Annotated in this window: 23 protein-coding genes and 2 pseudogenes; 13 read left to right on the top strand and 12 right to left on the bottom strand. The window is 61.6% G+C overall.

Translation table 11 applies throughout. The features are described 5' to 3' along the window. Positions 1 to 577: 577 nt before the first annotated feature. From QRN54_RS19515 to QRN54_RS19490, 6 genes and pseudogenes are all read left to right on the top strand, one after another. Positions 578 to 850 (top strand): hypothetical protein, encoded by a 273-nt coding sequence (locus QRN54_RS19515; protein WP_285182870.1) that lies wholly within the window; start codon positions 578 to 580, stop codon positions 848 to 850. Positions 851 to 1,017: 167 nt separating this feature from the next. Continuing rightward, positions 1,018 to 2,028, top strand: coding sequence for a nucleotidyltransferase domain-containing protein (locus QRN54_RS19510; RefSeq protein WP_285182869.1), 1,011 nt, complete (start codon positions 1,018 to 1,020; stop codon positions 2,026 to 2,028). Beyond that, positions 2,013 to 2,606 carry a hypothetical protein gene (locus tag QRN54_RS19505; RefSeq protein WP_285182868.1) on the top strand — a complete coding sequence of 198 codons (594 nt, stop codon included), beginning with the start codon at positions 2,013 to 2,015 and terminating at the stop codon, positions 2,604 to 2,606. The genes QRN54_RS19510 and QRN54_RS19505 overlap by 16 nt, the downstream gene beginning before the upstream one ends. Then, positions 2,603 to 3,130 (top strand): periplasmic substrate-binding domain-containing protein, encoded by a 528-nt coding sequence (locus QRN54_RS19500; RefSeq protein WP_285182867.1) that lies wholly within the window; start codon positions 2,603 to 2,605, stop codon positions 3,128 to 3,130. Before QRN54_RS19505 ends, QRN54_RS19500 begins: the two co-directional genes overlap by 4 nt. Positions 3,131 to 3,207: 77 nt before the next feature. Beyond that, on the top strand, positions 3,208 to 3,609 hold the full coding sequence (locus QRN54_RS19495) for a helix-turn-helix domain-containing protein (protein WP_350318882.1): 402 nt from the start codon (positions 3,208 to 3,210) through the stop codon (positions 3,607 to 3,609). A gap of 211 nt (positions 3,610 to 3,820) precedes the next feature. Beyond that, a pseudogene (locus QRN54_RS19490) lies at positions 3,821 to 4,298 on the top strand (SRPBCC family protein). 100 nt (positions 4,299 to 4,398) lie between these two features. Here QRN54_RS19490 and QRN54_RS19485 read toward each other — a convergent pair. Further along, positions 4,399 to 4,566: a hypothetical protein gene (locus tag QRN54_RS19485; protein WP_285182866.1), complete on the bottom strand. Its 168-nt coding sequence runs from the start codon at positions 4,564 to 4,566 to the stop codon at positions 4,399 to 4,401. 802 nt (positions 4,567 to 5,368) lie between these two features. On the opposite strand from QRN54_RS19485, the gene QRN54_RS19480 reads away from it, so the two are divergent. The 4 genes from QRN54_RS19480 (at position 5,369) to QRN54_RS19465 (ending at position 7,636) form a co-directional block, all read left to right on the top strand. Then, on the top strand, positions 5,369 to 5,614 hold the full coding sequence (locus QRN54_RS19480) for a hypothetical protein (RefSeq protein WP_285182865.1): 246 nt from the start codon (positions 5,369 to 5,371) through the stop codon (positions 5,612 to 5,614). Positions 5,615 to 5,712: 98 nt separating this feature from the next. Beyond that, entirely contained in the window at positions 5,713 to 6,069 is a 357-nt protein-coding gene (locus QRN54_RS19475) for a PAS domain-containing protein (protein WP_333837363.1), read from the top strand. A 513-nt stretch (positions 6,070 to 6,582) separates the two neighbouring features. Then, positions 6,583 to 7,359 carry a hypothetical protein gene (locus QRN54_RS19470; RefSeq protein ID WP_285182864.1) on the top strand — a complete coding sequence of 259 codons (777 nt, stop codon included), beginning with the start codon at positions 6,583 to 6,585 and terminating at the stop codon, positions 7,357 to 7,359. Positions 7,360 to 7,387: 28 nt separating this feature from the next. Then, positions 7,388 to 7,636, top strand: coding sequence for a hypothetical protein (locus QRN54_RS19465; RefSeq protein WP_285182863.1), 249 nt, complete (start codon positions 7,388 to 7,390; stop codon positions 7,634 to 7,636). Between the two features lie 173 nt (positions 7,637 to 7,809). Here QRN54_RS19465 and QRN54_RS19460 read toward each other — a convergent pair whose 3' ends face one another. Genes QRN54_RS19460 through QRN54_RS19450 form a run of 3 tightly spaced genes read right to left on the bottom strand, consistent with a single transcriptional unit; the run spans position 7,810 to position 9,078 of the window. Next, the gene (locus QRN54_RS19460; RefSeq protein WP_285182862.1) at positions 7,810 to 7,998 is read right to left on the bottom strand and encodes a hypothetical protein; all 189 of its coding nucleotides are present in this window, start codon (positions 7,996 to 7,998) and stop codon (positions 7,810 to 7,812) included. A 28-nt stretch (positions 7,999 to 8,026) separates the two neighbouring features. Further along, positions 8,027 to 8,806, bottom strand: a complete 780-nt coding sequence (locus QRN54_RS19455) for a SigB/SigF/SigG family RNA polymerase sigma factor (protein ID WP_285182861.1) — start codon at positions 8,804 to 8,806, stop codon at positions 8,027 to 8,029. Positions 8,807 to 8,829: 23 nt separating this feature from the next. Then, entirely contained in the window at positions 8,830 to 9,078 is a 249-nt protein-coding gene (locus QRN54_RS19450; protein ID WP_285182860.1) for a hypothetical protein, read from the bottom strand. A 328-nt stretch (positions 9,079 to 9,406) separates the two neighbouring features. Between QRN54_RS19450 and QRN54_RS19445 the strand changes: the two genes are divergently transcribed. Continuing rightward, positions 9,407 to 9,769, top strand: a complete 363-nt coding sequence (locus tag QRN54_RS19445; protein ID WP_502944065.1) for a MerR family transcriptional regulator — start codon at positions 9,407 to 9,409, stop codon at positions 9,767 to 9,769. On the opposite strand, the gene QRN54_RS19440 is transcribed toward QRN54_RS19445, so the two are convergent. The 4 genes from QRN54_RS19440 to QRN54_RS19425 all read right to left on the bottom strand — a co-directional run bounded on the left by QRN54_RS19440 (position 9,703) and on the right by QRN54_RS19425 (position 12,177). Beyond that, positions 9,703 to 10,122, bottom strand: a complete 420-nt coding sequence (locus QRN54_RS19440; RefSeq protein ID WP_285182858.1) for a hypothetical protein — start codon at positions 10,120 to 10,122, stop codon at positions 9,703 to 9,705. The genes QRN54_RS19445 and QRN54_RS19440 overlap by 67 nt on opposite strands. Positions 10,123 to 10,260: 138 nt before the next feature. After that, entirely contained in the window at positions 10,261 to 10,563 is a 303-nt protein-coding gene (locus QRN54_RS19435) for a hypothetical protein (protein ID WP_285182857.1), read from the bottom strand. Between the two features lie 321 nt (positions 10,564 to 10,884). After that, positions 10,885 to 11,064, bottom strand: coding sequence for a hypothetical protein (locus QRN54_RS19430; RefSeq protein ID WP_285182856.1), 180 nt, complete (start codon positions 11,062 to 11,064; stop codon positions 10,885 to 10,887). A gap of 375 nt (positions 11,065 to 11,439) precedes the next feature. After that, complete coding sequence (locus QRN54_RS19425; RefSeq protein ID WP_285182855.1) at positions 11,440 to 12,177, bottom strand: SDR family NAD(P)-dependent oxidoreductase; 738 nt, start codon at positions 12,175 to 12,177, stop codon at positions 11,440 to 11,442. A 599-nt stretch (positions 12,178 to 12,776) separates the two neighbouring features. Between QRN54_RS19425 and QRN54_RS19420 the strand changes: the two genes are divergently transcribed. Beyond that, positions 12,777 to 14,237, top strand: coding sequence for an aminotransferase class I/II-fold pyridoxal phosphate-dependent enzyme (locus tag QRN54_RS19420; RefSeq protein WP_285182854.1), 1,461 nt, complete (start codon positions 12,777 to 12,779; stop codon positions 14,235 to 14,237). 100 nt (positions 14,238 to 14,337) lie between these two features. Here QRN54_RS19420 and QRN54_RS19415 read toward each other — a convergent pair whose 3' ends face one another. The 4 genes from QRN54_RS19415 to QRN54_RS19400 form a co-directional block, all read right to left on the bottom strand. Continuing rightward, positions 14,338 to 14,781 carry a low affinity iron permease family protein gene (locus tag QRN54_RS19415; RefSeq protein WP_285182853.1) on the bottom strand — a complete coding sequence of 148 codons (444 nt, stop codon included), beginning with the start codon at positions 14,779 to 14,781 and terminating at the stop codon, positions 14,338 to 14,340. Between the two features lie 119 nt (positions 14,782 to 14,900). Continuing rightward, positions 14,901 to 15,065 (bottom strand): hypothetical protein, encoded by a 165-nt coding sequence (locus QRN54_RS19410; RefSeq protein ID WP_285182910.1) that lies wholly within the window; start codon positions 15,063 to 15,065, stop codon positions 14,901 to 14,903. 223 nt (positions 15,066 to 15,288) lie between these two features. Beyond that, positions 15,289 to 15,918 (bottom strand): hypothetical protein, encoded by a 630-nt coding sequence (locus QRN54_RS19405; protein WP_285182852.1) that lies wholly within the window; start codon positions 15,916 to 15,918, stop codon positions 15,289 to 15,291. A gap of 79 nt (positions 15,919 to 15,997) precedes the next feature. Beyond that, a complete protein-coding gene (locus QRN54_RS19400) occupies positions 15,998 to 16,153 on the bottom strand; it encodes a DUF6131 family protein (RefSeq protein WP_007734736.1) in 156 nt (51 codons plus the stop codon). A 240-nt stretch (positions 16,154 to 16,393) separates the two neighbouring features. Between QRN54_RS19400 and QRN54_RS19395 the strand changes: the two are divergent. Next, positions 16,394 to 16,663, top strand: a pseudogene (locus QRN54_RS19395) (DUF7218 family protein). Positions 16,664 to 16,737 lie beyond the last annotated feature (74 nt).

Below are 16,737 nucleotides of genomic sequence, written 5' to 3'. Positions count from 1 at the left end.
TACGGCGTATTCATCACACGCACGCAAATCTCGTAGATGGCGCCACCGAGATGATCGATGCCCAGGAGGCGTGATTCGCCGACGAGGTGCCGGTTCATGGCGATAGTCAATTTGGCCTGAGCCACGCTCGGCAACTTGTCAAACTCCTCACGCCCCTTTGGGGGAACGCCGTAATTGTTGCGAAACCATAGCCATCTCCCCGTCGGGCGCGATTCTCCGCCTCCTTGTTCATCGCCTGAGCTCCCCATTCGCCTCCCTCCGCAGTGGTTCTGCAGTAAGGCTATACGGCCTTCTCGACACTCTCGGAGAGCGCCGTGACCAATGCCCTCGACCGAAAGTGTCCGGAGCATTGCCGGAGGCATTGTCGCCGTCGCCGGTCAGCCACCGGGATCAGATGGTGCCCATTGACCTGCGTGGCCGTCCAGGACTCACCAGCGGCGATCGGTCACCTCGGACCGTCGAGCGGGCAGGCGCGGGGTATAGGTTGCATACGATATCGGCTTCAGCCTATAATTGCTGGCAGGGTTGGTCTGAAGTTCGATACCCAGGCGACCCGGGCCGAGGCAAGGAGAAAAACATGGCGGTTTACTGGGTCAATTACGACCTCATCGAGGCCGGTCAGGACTATGCGGAGTTGATCACCTACCTCAAGTCCCACGACGGCTGGGCGAAGCCGCTGAAAAGCAGCTTCTTCGTGAGAACGTCGAAGACTGCCGAGGAGCTGTGTGAAGGGATCAAGGCCCATATCGATTCCAACGACAAAGTCGTCGTGATGCACGTCGACGGGTGCCTGTGGGCCGCCTTGGGAATCAAGAAAGAAGTCATCGACTGGATGCACAGCAGCATCTAGCCTCAATGCCCTAGATCGAGGACCGTCTCGCATCCCTCGAACGCAGACGAAGAACAAATCCCCTGCAAGATCGCGCTGAGACCGGCGGACGCGTCTCCCAGACCGGAGCTTCTCACACTCAACCAGCCGGATGGCTTTTGCCGCCGCACTCTTGAACGAAGGTACTCATGAGCCAGACCGTCGACGGCGCATTCGCCGAACTCGACCACAACCTCAATCTCGATCCGAACCAACGGCAACAGGCACAAGAGCGCCACAATACCATTCGAGACTGCCTTGCTGACGCCGGATTCGTTGCGTCGAGCTTTCTGCAAGGATCGTTCGCCCGCAAGACGATGCTCGCACCGCTGAAGGATGTCGACATCGTCGTCGTCCTCAAACCCGAACACTGGGAGAAACTTGAAGGACCGGACGGTCCTGCGACTGCAATGGCTTGGTTCCGCCGAGCCGTCGCACGGTCATGGCCTGAAGCAGAATTCGACAAGGGCGACGCCCCCTCGGGAAAGGCGCTACGAGTGACCTACCCCGATCTCGACTTCGACATCGATCTTGTTCCGGCTTTCGAACTCGACGGAGACAACGTGCTGATAGGTGACCGCGATCAGCGGCATTGGGAGCCTAGCAATACGCGCCGTCAGATACGCGCCGTCGCCAATCGCAATCAGGCTACCGGCGGACGCTTCGTTCACCAGGTCCGACAGCTCAAGGCACTGATCAAGAATCACGATGAAACGCTCGATTTCGTCAAGGGCATCGTGGTCGAATCCCTTGTCTACGGCTCGATCTCGCGCAAGGTTGCCGACAAGCGGGCAATCGTGGAGGCACTCGAACACGCAAAGGACGCCGTCAGCGGTGCGGTAATCGAACCCGCCGGAGATGACGACGTGACGGTCAAGTGGACATCTACCGAGCGTGCGGTTGCCGTCAAGACGTTCACCGACTTCGCTACTCGGGCGAGGGAGGCACATCAACTCGAAAACGACGGAGACATCGAGGCATCCATCGACGTCTGGCACAGCTTGTTCGGCGAATACTTTCCTGCGGCAGGTTCCCGAACTCCGGAGGCAGTCCTAGGCGCATGGAACACTGTCGGAAGCCGCACCAGCACCGGTCGTCCTTCCACCTTCCCCAGCGGCCGGCAACCTACTCGACCGGGACGAGCATGGGCACCCTTCTGACAGATCTGATCGCCCACCCCCAGCAGGCGATCACACAACTGACGACGACGAACGTCGGAATCACCGTAGAGAGAGCATGGGCTCCGAACATCGGCGGATATGTCCTCGATCTCGCCTTCGCCCCACCGCCGGAACTCGACAATGCCGGCTACAGCCAAGAGCGAGCTCGGATAAGCCTGCGGGAGTACGACGAACCCTTGACGTTCCCCCTCGGACCCCCGCGGAAATGGAAGCACCGATATCCCTCTCCCCTTGGAGCGGACTTCGGCCACGTCGGCGGACAACTCTGCCTATGGCTTCCCACCGACCCGCGACCGCTGAGATGGTTTCCCGAGGACGGCCTCGAAGACTATCTCGATCGTGTCCACCGTCACCTCTTCCTCGAAGAACATTGGCGCCGCTCCGATCGTTGGGCCACCGAAGACGCACCCCACGGCGCCCCGACCTCCCACGAAAACGCGAGCGCACTCCCACCCCACACCCACCCGATATCCAGCCGCACTCTGCGCCGGGCTGTCCGATCATGGCCACACATCCCAACCCCACCACCGACGAACATTTACGAAGAGAACCGATGACCGACCTACCCAATCTCATTCCGGTAATCCCCCTCGCCCTCGGATCGTCTGTTCTCGGCGGCCTCATCACCGCTGGCATCGCTGGCCTCCGTGACTCCGCAGGGAAACGCCGTGAGGGATACGCCCTTGCCACCCGCGCACTCGTCGCCAAAGCCGAGTACCCTTACCGCGTTCGGCGCCGCACCTCCGACAGCTCCGAAACCCTTTCCGCGCTAAGCCAACTCGGAAGCGATATCCAAGAACAACTCGCTGCGGCCAGGATCTGGGTCAGCATCGAGAGCCCTCGCCTCGGAAAAATCTACGTACACACCATCACCGAACTCGACACCGCCATCTTCCCTGCGACCCAGAACGCCTGGTCATTACCCCCCATCGCCTGTGGAAACCAGATGAACCTCAACGGGTGGGGACCCGGAAACCAGCATGATCACATCGCCGCATTCGAACATGCCGTCCAGTGGCGATTCGGACTACGCCGCCTCATCCCATTCACCCCCTCAACCCGCAATCACCGATCACCCTGATCCCACCCCACCATGTGAGCTCCACAACAGAGGCGACGACACGTGGAAATGCGAGAGTGCCAACCCAACTCGGCGCCATGGCCGAGAACCTTCTGACGAATTTTATGGCCTGCATCCTAATGTGGTGGCGGTCGAGAATCACATCAACGATTTCCGTTTCAACTAGGCGGTCAAGGAAGATCAACGAACAGATGCGCGTCACCGAGCACTTGGGCAAATTCGGGATAACCGGGGCAAACATCTCCGCCTCGAAAAACGACAAAGCCAAAGCCCTTCGATTCTCCACACTCGCCGCGATCGACGAAGCAGTGGGCTGCCAACCAGCCGACATCCTCGAATACCGGCCCGTGAACACAGAGCGCCCGGTAGCGCGGCATAGCGCCAGTACGGTAAGTATCGCCCCAAGGGGTGGACCAGCAGGGACAGTTCCTTCGCACCGACGAGGTTCGGACATCGTCCGGCCTGTGCTGCACGACTGAAGCGAGCTGGGTGAGGACCCCGATCGGACGGTGGGGGCTCGAACTAGAAGGACAGTACGGCGCCGCTCGACCCCGTCCTGTATCGACCACACACCGCATTCTGTAAATCGACAAACTCATCCCACCGCCCAAGTAGTTTCGCGGCCCACGGAGCGCAAACCCCGAGAACGCCCGATGTGTATCAGCTGTCGGAGTGAGTAGCCCGAAGCCCATGAGTACTGTCACCGAATCCGTTGATGTCAACGTCCCCATCCGTACCGCCTACGACCAGTGGACCCAATTCGCATCGTTCCCCCACTTCATGTCCGGAGTACGAGAAATACGACAAACCGACAACGTACACACACATTGGTCCGTCGAAATAGCCAGACAAACAAGAGAATTCGACGCCACCATCACCGAACAGCACCCCGACGAACGCATCGCCTGGAAATCCGACGCAGGAGCGAAGCATGCAGGAGTGATCACCTTCCAACGATTGGACGACACCCACACCGGGTGACAGCGCAGATGGACAACGACCCCGATGGCTTCGTCGAAAACGCCGCAGACAAACTCGGAATCCTCCCACCGCGCCAAAACCGACATGAAGAACTTCAAGGAATTCATCGAAATCCCGCGACCCGGAAACAGGCGCCTGGCGAGGAAACATCGAACGCCCCGATCGGACGCGCCCCGACGAAGCCTGAACTCCCCCGCAACCAGAACGCCGGGGGGCTGCTGCGGCAGAAGAAGACGCCGGCCACCGGAAGCGCGATCGCTCGTCGACGGCACGGTTCCCCCGGGGCGCTACGGCTTTCTGATACCCACGCGGCCATGCGGAGCGTGTCGTCGGCGATCGACGCGCGAGGGGATCCGGATCCATTTGAAGTCCAGACACATCACCACGGTCAGACCGATACCCAGCATCACGAGGAACAGAACCACGTTCACCATCGCCAACGCTCCTTCCGACATCGAATCGCATACTCACACAACACAAGACAGAATGCTCAGACGTGTGCCGGACGCATGCGTTCCGGTAGCTGCACTCAGGCAGCGGTCACGCCATGAATCGATCTGACTGCCGATACGGGCCTCCGCGACGTCATTGACGATCCGCTTGTGATTAGCTCTGCGGCCTCAATACCCGAGCCTCGCTCGCTTGCGGGTGCGATGCCCATGACCTGTCGCCACCACCGCTCACGTTCCTCGGATTCGGCCCACACGATTACATCCATCACTACCTCCTCATCGACCCTGCGTTTGTTACCCAGGTCACAGCTTTTGGAAACGTCAGACACGCGAAATTATGCGATGGAGAGAAACCGAGCTCGCTGTGTACAGCCGACAACCAATCCTCCTCGAGGCCTCCGGAAACAGGTCCGAAACCACACAACGAGTGCAGTCGAAAAGGCAGCCTGCGAACTGACTTGCAGTGCAATCCACTCGGTCCACCGTCGACGTTGATGCGGTCACTTCGCAGGCTGCACAACACTTCTCATCTCGCATGCGACAATCCGAGCAACGCGGACGGTCGGCCGTATATGCTGCCCGGGTGCTCACTCCTTGCCAGGTATGGGCACACGGCTCATCGGGCGCAGCACTCACACGCCCACCCGATGAGCCACCCACACCACCCCCCTCCGTCACACCACCCCCGTCCGCCGCATCGCGCCGAGACGGGGCCTGGCGTAGGACTGCCCGCACCCTCGGTAGCTGCAGGCGGAGTCCTGCGATCGGGATGCCGCGGCGGGTGCGTCCTGCCAGAATCAGAACCATGCCCGGCCCCGAGAGAAAACCCACCCCGATCACCATCGGCACCCGTGTCACCGTCACCACACCCCCGGCCCCCGATCAGCCGGACCAACGGGTCGAGACGGGGACCGTCGTCGACGACTACGCCGACTCCCTCCTCGCACCCGGCCAGCTCGGCCGCACCTGGGCACCGACACGCCGATGGGCCATCGCCCTCGACGACGACCGCCTCGTCTTCGCCGCCGACAACGACATCACCCCCACCTGACGTCTCCTCACCCGGATCGACCGGCGCTCTATACAGCTGCCGCGCAACGATGCCGCGACGAAAAACCATGCCGCGACGACACGAAAAGGGTGCGTGCGATGCCCGAAACCGACAACGAAAACAGCGGCGGCGCACTGGAACCGACCACCGAGACCGGTGCCCCGCACCGTGTCGGAGGGTTCCGCTACCACCGCCACGGCGACCGCTGGCAATGGTCCGACGCCGTCGCCCGCATGCACGGATACGCCCCGGGCGCCGTCACCCCCACCACCGAACCGATCCTCTCCCACAAACACCCCGACGACCGCCCCCACCTCGCCCACACCCTCGACGCCATCCGCACCGCCGGCGGACCCTTCAGCAGCAGACACCGCATCCTCGACACCACCGGCGACCACATCGCCGCCGAGATCACCCACACCCGCGACGCCTCGAACAATCCAAAGGAATGCTGATGATCATCTACAACATTCCCGCCGACCGAGCCTTCGACATCCTCGTCTGGCGATCACAAGAACCAACGTCAAACTCCGCGACCTCGCCGCAGCACTGCTCGACCGTGCCCTGGAAACTACCAACTCCCCCACAGCCTGCGCACCGACTTCGGCCACATCCTCCTCGACACCTGAACCCCACCGCACCAGCACCACGACCGTCGCCAGACCAGGGAATTCCCCGGAATGCACGACGATCATTGAGCTGGCCCCCTGGACGGTTCCCCCGGCTGCCTACTCAACCGGCGGAACCATCGAACCCGGCGATACCGACAGAATCAACAGCCAGCCGGTCAACCGAACCCTCCCACCACACCTACCCACCCAGCTGAAGAGAAACCACCACACCCCCAGCACCACAACATCATTGACCTTCGCACCGGACGCGAATGCCACCACACCCCGAGGTCCAACACAAAGCGAGCTCACGGCTTATGCTCGGCAGTAGGATCTCGCGAGAAACTGGAGCCAGATATGAGTCCGAACAGCACCTGGCTCGACACCCGAACAACCCAACTACGGGACACGCTTCTCGGCCTGGGGCTGACGATCACCGACTCCCAGGCCCGCGTACTGCTCAACGACAAACTCGACGACCACGCCCGCCTGATGCACGTCACCCGCCGCACCGCCCAACGACACTTCACCGACGAACACCTCGCCATCTTCGCCAACTCCCTGGCAACAGCCATTTCCGACGAAGCACCCGGCGCACGACTGACCGAATTCGAACGCACCATCCCCATGCCCACCAACGCACTCGGGCTGACTATCGCCGCCCTGGCAGAAGCACTGAAAGTCGCCCACGGGAACCTCGAAGAGCACTCTCTGACCGACGGCTTGTCCCACCTGTCGACTCTGGGCATAATCGCCGCCGACGCCCGCACAAGCACCCGCGCCGGTACCGTTCCCATGCCCCGACCACTGCTGCTGCGGATCGCCCGGTTCCTCGACAACACCGCGAAAATGGTCAGGGAAGGAGCGAACCTGCCCGACGGCCTCGACGAAAACGTGAGAGCGCCCTTCGTCACCACCCTCCAACAAGACGCCGACGGACTACGCACCCTCGCGAACACCGAAGACGGTGACTCGCCGAAGCTTTGGCGTATCCCTGCGAGTAGCGAAACATCGCCGCGGCGCGAAGAAAGCAATCGACGTCATGCCGAAGTCGAGACAGTGCCGAACGCCGCAATGGAAGGCGCGCACGGGGATGCGATCCGCAGCGGACGACCTAGCTCTACGGAATCCTGACCTGACAACACATGTGAGGGAGTGACTCGTGAGGCCTATCTCCAGTTTCAGCGCCATGTTCTTGTGGGCCACCCTGATCATCGCCGTCGTGGGCGTCGCCGTGAGCCTGACCCAAGGGGCGTGGGTTCCCTCCGTCGCCTGGGCGATCGTGGCAGGCGGCGCCGCTGCGGCTCTGATGCGGGTGCAATGCCGACAGGCCGACAACATCCGCGCATTGAAGGCTGCTCGTGCGCGGCGGGAACACAGCGCCAACCGCGACAAGAACGATCACACCTGACAGATAGCGGCGACGGCGATGACTTCCTCCGTGCCCCGGCATCCGGGCGCGCCCACGGGGCGGACCAAACCCATGACTGGCGCAATCCTCCGGAATGGCTATCGGATACAGCTCAGCGTGTTGAGAGCTGGACTGTTGAAGTCAGTACTGATGTATTCAGTACTGCGCGTTCGTCATTCATCACTGACTTCGCGGTCCGTGGGGAATCGGTAGACCCGAATTCCACCCTCGCGATCGGTGTACTGAATGCTCCAGAGCGTGCGATCCACTTGCCCCAACTCGATACTCCGAACGGCTTCCTCCAAGGTCGGATACTCCGCTGTGCCCTGCGCAGCACCGTCGTAGAGAAAAGTAAAATGCATTCGGTCCTCGTCGTTCTTCCTAGACAGGTCAGGCTGTGACCGCGACCGGCCGGGGCGCAAAGGAGGACGAGCTTCGCAGTTTCGCGAGGCTTTGGGCGAGGAGCCGGGAGACATGCATCTGCGACACTCCGATCTTCTCCGCGATTTCCGCCTGAGTCAGTTCCCCGAAGAAGCGGTAGATCACGATGGTGCGCTCACGTTCGGGCAGAGCGAGGAGCGCCGGCCGCAGCGTTTCCTGATTGTCGATGCCATCGAGCGCAGCATCGAAATCTCCCAACGTATCTGCTAGTGATCGCCCGTCACCGACAGCGGCTGCATCGAGGGACGCTGCGTGATAGGAATCGCCGGCAGCAACGATCTCCGCGACCTCCGCGGGCTCGACTCCGAGCTCTTTCGCCAGCTCCGGCACCGTCGGCTCACGCCCGAGATCCTGCGTGAGCGCGGTGCGTGCTTTGTTGAGCGCAAGATAGTTTTCCTGCAACGAGCGCGGAACCCGCACATCCCATCCACGATCCCGGAAATGCTTACGCACCTCCCCCACCATCGTGGGAATCGCGAAGGCCAGAAAGTCTTTGCCCTTGGCCAGATCGAAACGGTTCACCGCACTGACCAGACCGACGCTGGCCGCTTGGACGAGATCGTCGTGCGCTTGTCCGCGGCCGCGATACCGCAAGGCGATATGGCGAGTCAGCGGTAGACATAGCTCGATGATCTGCCTGCGCAGACGCTCGCAGCGGGCATCACCCCCAGGCAAGCACGCCAACTCTTCCAGCAAGCCCGCGACCTGTGCGTATCGTGCTGCGGCCATCGCCTTCTCCTTCACAGTCGCGCTCACGGGTTGATCGCCTGCAGGACTACGCGGAATGAGGCCGCCGCGACCAGGACGAACGCCACTCCCGTCAGCGGGCCGGCAAGAACGGATCCGACTGCGCCCAAGATTCCGGCGATCACGATCACCAGGACGAGATCGAGCGTCACCCGCCGCCACCAACCTCGGGAGGCGACAGGGGTCGTGATCGGCGATCGCCGATGCGCCGAGGCCCGCCCGACCTGATATGCGGAGGTCATGGCAGTTGTCATTCACACTCCCGGGGTCCACGTGCTCACACACAGCTGTCTGATCCGATGTCGTAAATCTATACCAACCGATGCAGATAAGCGACAATTTGAGCGGCAGAGAAAGCAGAGACGAAGGTGCCGTGAGCAATCTCCCCTTGAGCTCACCTGCACATTCAGGCGTGTTTCCATTCTTACCGGGCGGGTACGTTCTTGCCGTGACTAAGTTCGGTTGCGCGAAAATCTGCAGTCTTGACCATCAGATTTGCAGCATCGGCCAGCGAAGGGATAGTGATGAGCCGTGTTAAAGTCCAGTGATATCCAGTTGGGCTGAGGGAGCAGTGCTGTGGCAGTGACAGATGCAGCGCACGTCCATGCTGCCCACGACCGCCGCGGGGTGTACGGGATTTCCGTGATGTCGGAACTGTCCGGCGTCGGCCCGCAAACATTGAGACTCTACGAGCGCCGCGGACTGCTCACCCCAGCCCGCACGGGCGGGGGAACCCGCCGCTACAGCGAAGCAGACCTGGCCACGTTGACACGTATCAGCGCGTTGATCGCCGACGGCATCAACCTGACCGCGATCGGTGTCATCCTCGACCTGGAAAACCGGAACGCGGCCCTGGCCGAACAGATCGCTCAGCTCAGTCAGCTGCCCGCAGAGAGCTCGCCTTCCAAGCGCGTCCCGGAAGCCGGGGACCCCACGTCGGCGTGAGCGATGGCGCCGAAATCCGCATCGGCAGCGATCACATGCCCCTCCGATTCGAGCTGGTCGATCGCCGCATCGAACGCGTCGATAAGCCACGGCATCTGCGCCTGCGCGAGCAGAGTTTCCATATTGTCGTCACCGGTCTGCACGATCCGCACCCACCACGAACCGCTCACATCGGGCTCGTCCCACAACCCTCGCGCAGAATTGGTGGCCAACACGTAGCGGTTGTACTCGAGGTCCACACGAATGGCGTACTGCCCGTCCACATTCACCACAGCAGCGGGTCGCTGCGACGCCGCAGCCAACGCGGTCAGCGCGTCGTCGTACTGTTCGGAGAACTTCTTCGTCAACGGCATAGCGCAGTCCTACTCATTCGAGGCCCCATGCAGACAGCACAAGGTAAAAGACAGCCCGTTGCCACAGCCATGACGAAGAACTGACATCCACCCTAACCCCACGAAGCGCACATCAGTGGGAAGCATCCCACTCGGCGATCACCTAGCGTCCCGTCGAAAGCCGGAAGAGGACCGAACCCTGTCGAACTGCATACCGATCTCGCGGCAAAGCTCCTCAACACTGACGGCGCGGTCCCCGAAAGCGATCGCACCCACTGCAGTGCCGTCGATGACAACCTCGCCGACGGCACCGACAACCGAACCGTCCGCGCGGTAAGCGATGTCCCGCCCCGCACGAACCACCTGCTCGATCACCGACGCACGGTCAAACCCTGCACCGCCGCGGTAGCGGTGGACACCGGTTTCCTCGTCCCGCACCGACACGAACCAGTCCACTCGCATCGCCCTCACATTCCTCCCTGCACACCCCTCGCCTACGTCTACCGCGTGGGAAGCGTATCCACCACCTCGGCCGCGAGCACCGCCAGCCGAATATTGCATTGCCGAGACTGTTCGACGAACACCTCGAACACACGATCCTCTGGACAGTGTCGTAAGTTCAGCGAAGCGTGTGGAGGGCCCGCCTCGGATCGGGTGCCAGCTACGCGTTCCGCCGAGGTTGCCTCACAACCGAATGACCCCAGCAGACCATCGCAACGATCGGCGGATCAACGGGGCGGACGTAACAAAACGTCGGAGACGAACGCGACTATCTCGACGACGCTAACCAGGTGCGTTGATGATCAGCTGTGCCGTGATGAGGGCATTGCCTGCAAGATGCAGTTGACATCGAAGATCGCGGCGATGCTGTTGAAGTGGGGCGATGCTGTTGCAGTGGTAGGCGAGTTCTTCGTTTCCGCCCGTTGTGGCGGTGGCGGGATGAGCGAGGTTGTCACCGCCCACGCTGCTGGAGAAGGGGATTCGGAACAACCGCGATCGGCGAGTTGATCGACGACCCCGCGAGGGAAGCCGTCGGTGCGTTCATAGCCTGTGGCGATGGCGGCGCAGCTGGTGCGACGATCTCGTCAGCCATCGAGTGTGCCATCACCCGCAGCCGGCACATGCCGCCCTAGCCACTCTCTGTCGACCAGCCCCCGGTGTACCCCGGGAACGGTCTTCGACTCACTCGGCGGAAAGTAAGGCGAATACCGTTCCTGTACGGAGCATTTCCCAACTCCCACATCGCTATTCGACTGGGTACACATATCGGCCACCAACCGTGAACCTCGGCGAGGTCACCGAAACATCGGGGAAGGCGAACCCCGGTCGGTGCGATGGTTACACGGTGAAACCTCCATCCACATCGAGGACCGCTCCCGTCACATACCGAGCTTCCTCACTCGCAAGGAAGCGCACCATTGCTGCGATCTCCTCCGGCTGACCATATCGGCCGAGTGCTGTGAAGGCGTTGATAGTCGGAGACAGCGGCCCGTCCTGGGGATTCATATCGGTATTGATCGGACCGGGATTGACCAGATTGACCGTGATACCGCGTGCGCCGAGATCGCGACTCAACCCTTTGGTGAGTCCGACGAGGGCGGTCTTGCTCATCGAGTACAGCGAGAATCCGGGAAAAACCGTGCGCCCGATCATGTTGCTGCCGATCGTGATGATTCGGCCGCCGGAGCCCATCTGCTCTGCCGCGGACTTCGCCGCCAAGAAGGGGGCGCGAACGTTCACTGCCATCGTCCGATCGAAGTCGCTGACACCGAATGCCTCGACCGGTGCTACCTCGAAGATCGCGGCGTTGTTGACCAGGACGTCCACTCGGCCGAAATGTTCAACAGTCTGCGCGACTGCGGCGGGCATGGTGTCCGGGTCCTCGGCGTCCGCTGCAATTGCAATCGCGTGTCGTCCGGCACTCTCGACGGCAGCGATGACCTCTGCGGCACCGACTGCGTGGCGTTGATACGTCAATGCGATATCGGCACCGTGAAGTGCCAGTTCCTTGGCGATCGCGGCGCCGATGCCTCGACTACCTCCGGTGACCAGAGCGACTTTTCCTTCGAGATCCATCAATGTTCCATCTTCCGTTGCGGTCGGGTAGTTCCGGTGCGTAAACGCGTCACATCGACGTCGAACATCACTCACGTTGACCGTCGGACATCGGGCCACTCATGAGACAGGTAGCGGTGTACGTTCACACGCCGTAGACGGTGGGTAACACGGATATGTGAGACCACCCAGCCAGATTCCGTCAAAGATCCACTTCTACAATCGATCTCGGAACAGGCGAGCCTGCGCTCCGACAGCGGTCTACCCTTAAAGGTGAGGACCGATGAACAATGAACACCTCTGCACTGACGGCGCCTCCGCGACGCCGGGTGCCGCTGTGCCGCCGCCGAAATTTGCGAGCGCCCTGATCAGTGAGCTCGGCCTCTCTCGCGCATCACCGAAAGAACGTGAGCGAGGTGTCGCACAATGGCTTCACAGCAACAAGCCCAGCGAGTCACTACGGGGCAGCTTGATCCGATGCGGATACGGGCATCTGCTCGATAGATAGTCAGCTCGCCCCGGTCCGCGGTAACTCTAAGGGCGCCGGAAAAGACATCCAAGGCAGACTGTGTGACGAACGCTTCGATTGGCTCGACCGGACGGTGGGTAGCCCGGACTGCATGGATCACACCCGAGCACCGTTGTTGGAGGCCCTCGCGCAGTACCGTCGATTGGATCGATACGGGTTCACCCCACCGGGCCACAGACAAGGGCGCGGCACGGACCGGCGGGTACTCGACGTTCTAGGGCGCGAACCGTTCCACGACGACGTTCTCGCTACATCCGGCCTCGACGACCGCCGATCATCGAACGGATACCTTGCAGATGCAGAACGATTGATGGCCGACGCGGTGGGCGCGGACGATGCGTTCTTCTCGACCTGCGGTAGTTCACTGTCCGTCAAGGCAGCAATGCTGGCAGTCGCAGGCAACGATCCCGGAGGGCTGCTGCTCAGTCGAGACAGTCACAAGTCGATCGTCGCCGGCCTGATCTTCGGCGGCATCACTCCCCGATGGATCACGCCGCAATGGGATGCTACGCACCATATTTCGCATCCCCCTTCCCCCTCTCAAGTGCGTGCCGCGTGGGAGAAGAACCCGGACGCGGCGGGGGCGCTGATCGTCAGCCCGAGTCCGTACGGCACCTGCGCAGACCTAGCCGCGATCGCAGACGAATGCCACCGCAGAGGTAAACCCTTGATCGTCGACGAGGCGTGGGGTGCACATCTACCTTTTCACGAAGGACTGCCGACCTGGGCGATGGACGCAGGAGCGGACATCTGCGTGGTCAGTGTGCACAAGATGGGGATGGGCTTCGAACAAGGGTCGGTCTTCCACATCCAGGGAGACCTTGTCGACACTGCCCACCTGTCGGCGTGCGCCGATCTGTTGATGACCACGAGCCCCAACGTCATGATCTACTCAGCTCTCGACGGATGGCGCCGTCAGATGGTCGAGACCGGCCACGAATTGTTGGATACAGCGCTGACACTGGCCACCTCGCTACGCGAGGACATCGAACAACTCCCGGATCTCGAGGTTCTCGACTCCGAATTGCTGGGACACCAGGCTTCCCACGACCTCGACACGATGCAAGTGCTCATCGACGTTTCACGGACAGGTGCCACCGGCTATCAATGCGCGGATTGGCTCAGAGCCGAACGCTCGATCGATGTCGGCATGAGCGATCACCGGCGCATTCTCGCCACCGTCTCCACCGCAGACGATCGCGAGACCGCCCGAAGACTGCTGGACGGCCTCGAAGCTCTCTGCGGCGCAGCACCGAGCTTCCCCGACACGCCGCGCATCGAGCTACCCTCGCCTGCGAGCCTTCAGCTCGAAACGGTGTCGCCGCCACGTGAGGCATTTTTCGGCCGAACGGAAATGGTCCCCGGCGCGCACGCTGCCGGACGTATCGCGGCCGAGCAACTCACCCCCTATCCACCCGGCATTCCGGTCGTGGTGCCCGGAGAGCGCCTCGACACCGAAGTCATCGACTACCTTCAGTCCGGACTGCGTGCAGGGATGGCCGTGCCTGATGCCACCGACTCCTCACTCGACTGCTTTCGGGTGATGCTGTGATGTGCTCCCGATTCGATCGTGTGCCCATGAGTTCGGCCTGATCCGGCACCGAATCATAGGTTCGGCAGGCGAAGCGGACGCATACGGTGGACAAGATGGCTCAGGACGCACTTTTGTGATCTTCGAGTCCGACCGCCATGCGTAGTTCTTTGAGGTCTTTGTCGAGTTCGGGGTGCTCTTTCGAGAGCTGCTTCATCAGGTCCGCGAGGCCGTCTGCGATGGCATTGAGTTTGTGCTGAACGGCGTCGTCGGAGCGTTTCTGTGTGTTTTGGAGCAACGCCACGAGGAGAAAAGTGACGATGGTGGTGACGGTGTTGATGATCAGTTGCCAGGTATCGATAGTGCCCAACAGGAAAAATGACGGAGCCCAGAGCACCACGATCACCACACACACCACGAAAAACCACGCCTGCGAGGTGCGTGCGCTGACGTAGGTGGCGAACCGGTCGAAGACGGAGAGTTTCGTCGACACCTCGGAAGGAAACATCACCTCCGCTTTCGCCGACGAGTTCTCGCTCGTTGCCTTCTCGTTCCCGCTACTCATCTGGTGGTCCTCTCGCCGGAACATCTTCTTTGTATCACTCACTATCGCCCCCTCCCCGATGTCTACCCACCCATCCGGTCCGTCAGCCTGGGGTAGCTCTGGCATCGCCAAATCTTGCGCTACAGAACGTAGTTCAGGCAGCGCTGGCGACGGTTGTACCCGAGGTCGACGCGAATAGCGTTGTGGCCGTGCACATTCACGGCGTTGGAAGGTCGTTGGGACGCCGCGGCCAGTGCAGTCAACGCGTCGTCGTACATCTCGGAAAATTTCTTCGTGAGAGGCATGCCGTCCTACCCGTGCTCGACACCGCCATGCACTGGGCGCGGCGTAACGGTCAGTTGCCCCGGCACCGACCGGAACTGACATGCATCATAACCCTGCCCCCGCTCACGCCACTGAAGGCGTCTTAGTACTGGAGGCGTCTTAGTCGGTGGCAATCGCCAGTAGCCCCAGGGCTGTTCGGTTGCCGCGACAGCGGAGAACCTCACCAGGAGGGCGCGGCCGAACTCAGGTGGTGGGCGGCACTGTCCCCACTCCAGTAGGCCCATTCTCGTTCTCTACCTGACGTTGTGCGCGTACGACATCACGATGACTGCGCAGCGACAACCGTCCGATCGCCGCCGATCCGAGGAACAAGATCACCGCACCGAGGCCTTCGAAGAAGGCCAACTGCTGCACTGCCCTCATGACAGGGTCGGTCGCCGACGGGGCCCCCACCTCCCCGAGATGCAGCACCGGCGCCAGTGTCGGGCCAACGATGAACCACGCGCCCCCGACGACCGCCAACCACGCCCCGAGGCCGGCGACAGCGCGATTCGCACTGAGCAACAGCAAAATCCCGCCGAGGACGGTGACCGCCCCGGGGAGCACTTCGAGCCAACCTCGACCCGAGGTCCACGTCCATGCTTGATCCGGTACGAAAGAGAACGAGAAGTACGGTCCCACAAAGGGAATGAGCGCTCCCCAGAGTCCGAGCACGATGAGCAAGATGCCGCTGACAGCGCCCCGGCTGCGCGGCACCCACATCCGGCCGGGCGGTCTCACATCGTGAACAGTTCCGGTCACGGGTTCCCGTCCTGTGTCATCGTCGATGCGAGCGTCCTCGTGATCGTGTCGCGCTGCGTTCCGATCGAACATGGCCCACTCCTCAATCGTGACATGTCAGATGCGCAATGGACGTCGGTTCCGCGGTGACCGAGGAGCCAGCGCCGCAGCGTCAGTAGTAGTGCCGCCGACCACCGACTGCATGTCCGGCGGCGCCGAGCGCGAACAGAACGACCCCGACCACCACGAGGATGATGCCGATCGTCCACAGGATCGAGATGCCAGTCAGGAATCCGACGATCAACAAGACAATTCCGAGAATGATCATGGACCCTCCTTCGACACGGATCATCCGTTGAGGGCGACGTACCCGCTGGTCACAGCCCTCAAACACTCGGGTCGGGCTGGGCACGGGTACGGCCGTGCCTGATGCCACCGACTACTCACTCGACAGTTTTCGGGTGATAACCGACGGTGCCTTGTTTTCCGGTTTGATCGTCTCCCTCACGGGTAGCACCTGTACGAGACAGACACCTCAGTCCCCAAGACGCAGTGGAAGGACACACCAGTGCCTCGCCAAGATTCACAACCCTAACTCAAGGATCAGGACCTCTACGAAGAGCTACGAAAGAAGGGGGATTCGAAGCAGAAGGCGGCACGCATTTCCAACGCAGCCGCCAATCGTGGGCGGTCGAGTGTGGGCAAAACCGGGGGTACGTCTTCGCCGTACGAAGAATGGACGGTGGAGGAATTGCAGAAGCGTGCCAAAGAACTGGACCTTCGCGGTTACTCGAAACTCAAGAAGAGCGAACTGATCGATTCCCTCCGAAATCACTGAACCTCGCCCTCGGCGTCAGGTCCACCCCGACACTCGGCTTCCGTGTACGAATCGCCGTGCGACACCGCTCGGTC

Source organism: Rhodococcus sp. MEB032 (genome assembly GCF_030208925.1).
GTDB classification, from domain to species: domain Bacteria; phylum Actinomycetota; class Actinomycetes; order Mycobacteriales; family Mycobacteriaceae; genus Rhodococcus_F; species Rhodococcus_F qingshengii.
Note: the sequence above shows the minus strand (reverse complement) of the source record. Positions and strands in the feature narration are given on the sequence as shown.

Excerpts from the sequence above, each read along its gene's own strand:
- QRN54_RS19515 (WP_285182870.1), top strand. The coding sequence starts at position 578 with ATGGCGGTTTACTGGGTCAATTACGACCTCATCGAGGCCGGTCAGGAC.
- QRN54_RS19510 (WP_285182869.1), top strand. The coding sequence starts at position 1,018 with ATGAGCCAGACCGTCGACGGCGCATTCGCCGAACTCGACCACAACCTC.
- QRN54_RS19505 (WP_285182868.1), top strand. The coding sequence starts at position 2,013 with ATGGGCACCCTTCTGACAGATCTGATCGCCCACCCCCAGCAGGCGATC.
- QRN54_RS19500 (WP_285182867.1), top strand. The coding sequence starts at position 2,603 with ATGACCGACCTACCCAATCTCATTCCGGTAATCCCCCTCGCCCTCGGA.
- QRN54_RS19495 (WP_350318882.1), top strand. The coding sequence starts at position 3,208 with ATGGCCGAGAACCTTCTGACGAATTTTATGGCCTGCATCCTAATGTGG.
- QRN54_RS19485 (WP_285182866.1), bottom strand. The coding sequence starts at position 4,566 with ATGTCGGAAGGAGCGTTGGCGATGGTGAACGTGGTTCTGTTCCTCGTG.
- QRN54_RS19480 (WP_285182865.1), top strand. The coding sequence starts at position 5,369 with ATGCCCGGCCCCGAGAGAAAACCCACCCCGATCACCATCGGCACCCGT.
- QRN54_RS19475 (WP_333837363.1), top strand. The coding sequence starts at position 5,713 with ATGCCCGAAACCGACAACGAAAACAGCGGCGGCGCACTGGAACCGACC.
- QRN54_RS19470 (WP_285182864.1), top strand. The coding sequence starts at position 6,583 with ATGAGTCCGAACAGCACCTGGCTCGACACCCGAACAACCCAACTACGG.
- QRN54_RS19460 (WP_285182862.1), bottom strand. The coding sequence starts at position 7,998 with ATGCATTTTACTTTTCTCTACGACGGTGCTGCGCAGGGCACAGCGGAG.
- QRN54_RS19455 (WP_285182861.1), bottom strand. The coding sequence starts at position 8,806 with ATGGCCGCAGCACGATACGCACAGGTCGCGGGCTTGCTGGAAGAGTTG.
- QRN54_RS19450 (WP_285182860.1), bottom strand. The coding sequence starts at position 9,078 with ATGACAACTGCCATGACCTCCGCATATCAGGTCGGGCGGGCCTCGGCG.
- QRN54_RS19440 (WP_285182858.1), bottom strand. The coding sequence starts at position 10,122 with ATGCCGTTGACGAAGAAGTTCTCCGAACAGTACGACGACGCGCTGACC.
- QRN54_RS19435 (WP_285182857.1), bottom strand. The coding sequence starts at position 10,563 with ATGCGAGTGGACTGGTTCGTGTCGGTGCGGGACGAGGAAACCGGTGTC.
- QRN54_RS19425 (WP_285182855.1), bottom strand. The coding sequence starts at position 12,177 with ATGGATCTCGAAGGAAAAGTCGCTCTGGTCACCGGAGGTAGTCGAGGC.
- QRN54_RS19420 (WP_285182854.1), top strand. The coding sequence starts at position 12,777 with ATGGATCACACCCGAGCACCGTTGTTGGAGGCCCTCGCGCAGTACCGT.
- QRN54_RS19415 (WP_285182853.1), bottom strand. The coding sequence starts at position 14,781 with ATGAGTAGCGGGAACGAGAAGGCAACGAGCGAGAACTCGTCGGCGAAA.
- QRN54_RS19410 (WP_285182910.1), bottom strand. The coding sequence starts at position 15,065 with ATGCCTCTCACGAAGAAATTTTCCGAGATGTACGACGACGCGTTGACT.
- QRN54_RS19405 (WP_285182852.1), bottom strand. The coding sequence starts at position 15,918 with ATGTTCGATCGGAACGCAGCGCGACACGATCACGAGGACGCTCGCATC.
- QRN54_RS19400 (WP_007734736.1), bottom strand. The coding sequence starts at position 16,153 with ATGATCATTCTCGGAATTGTCTTGTTGATCGTCGGATTCCTGACTGGC.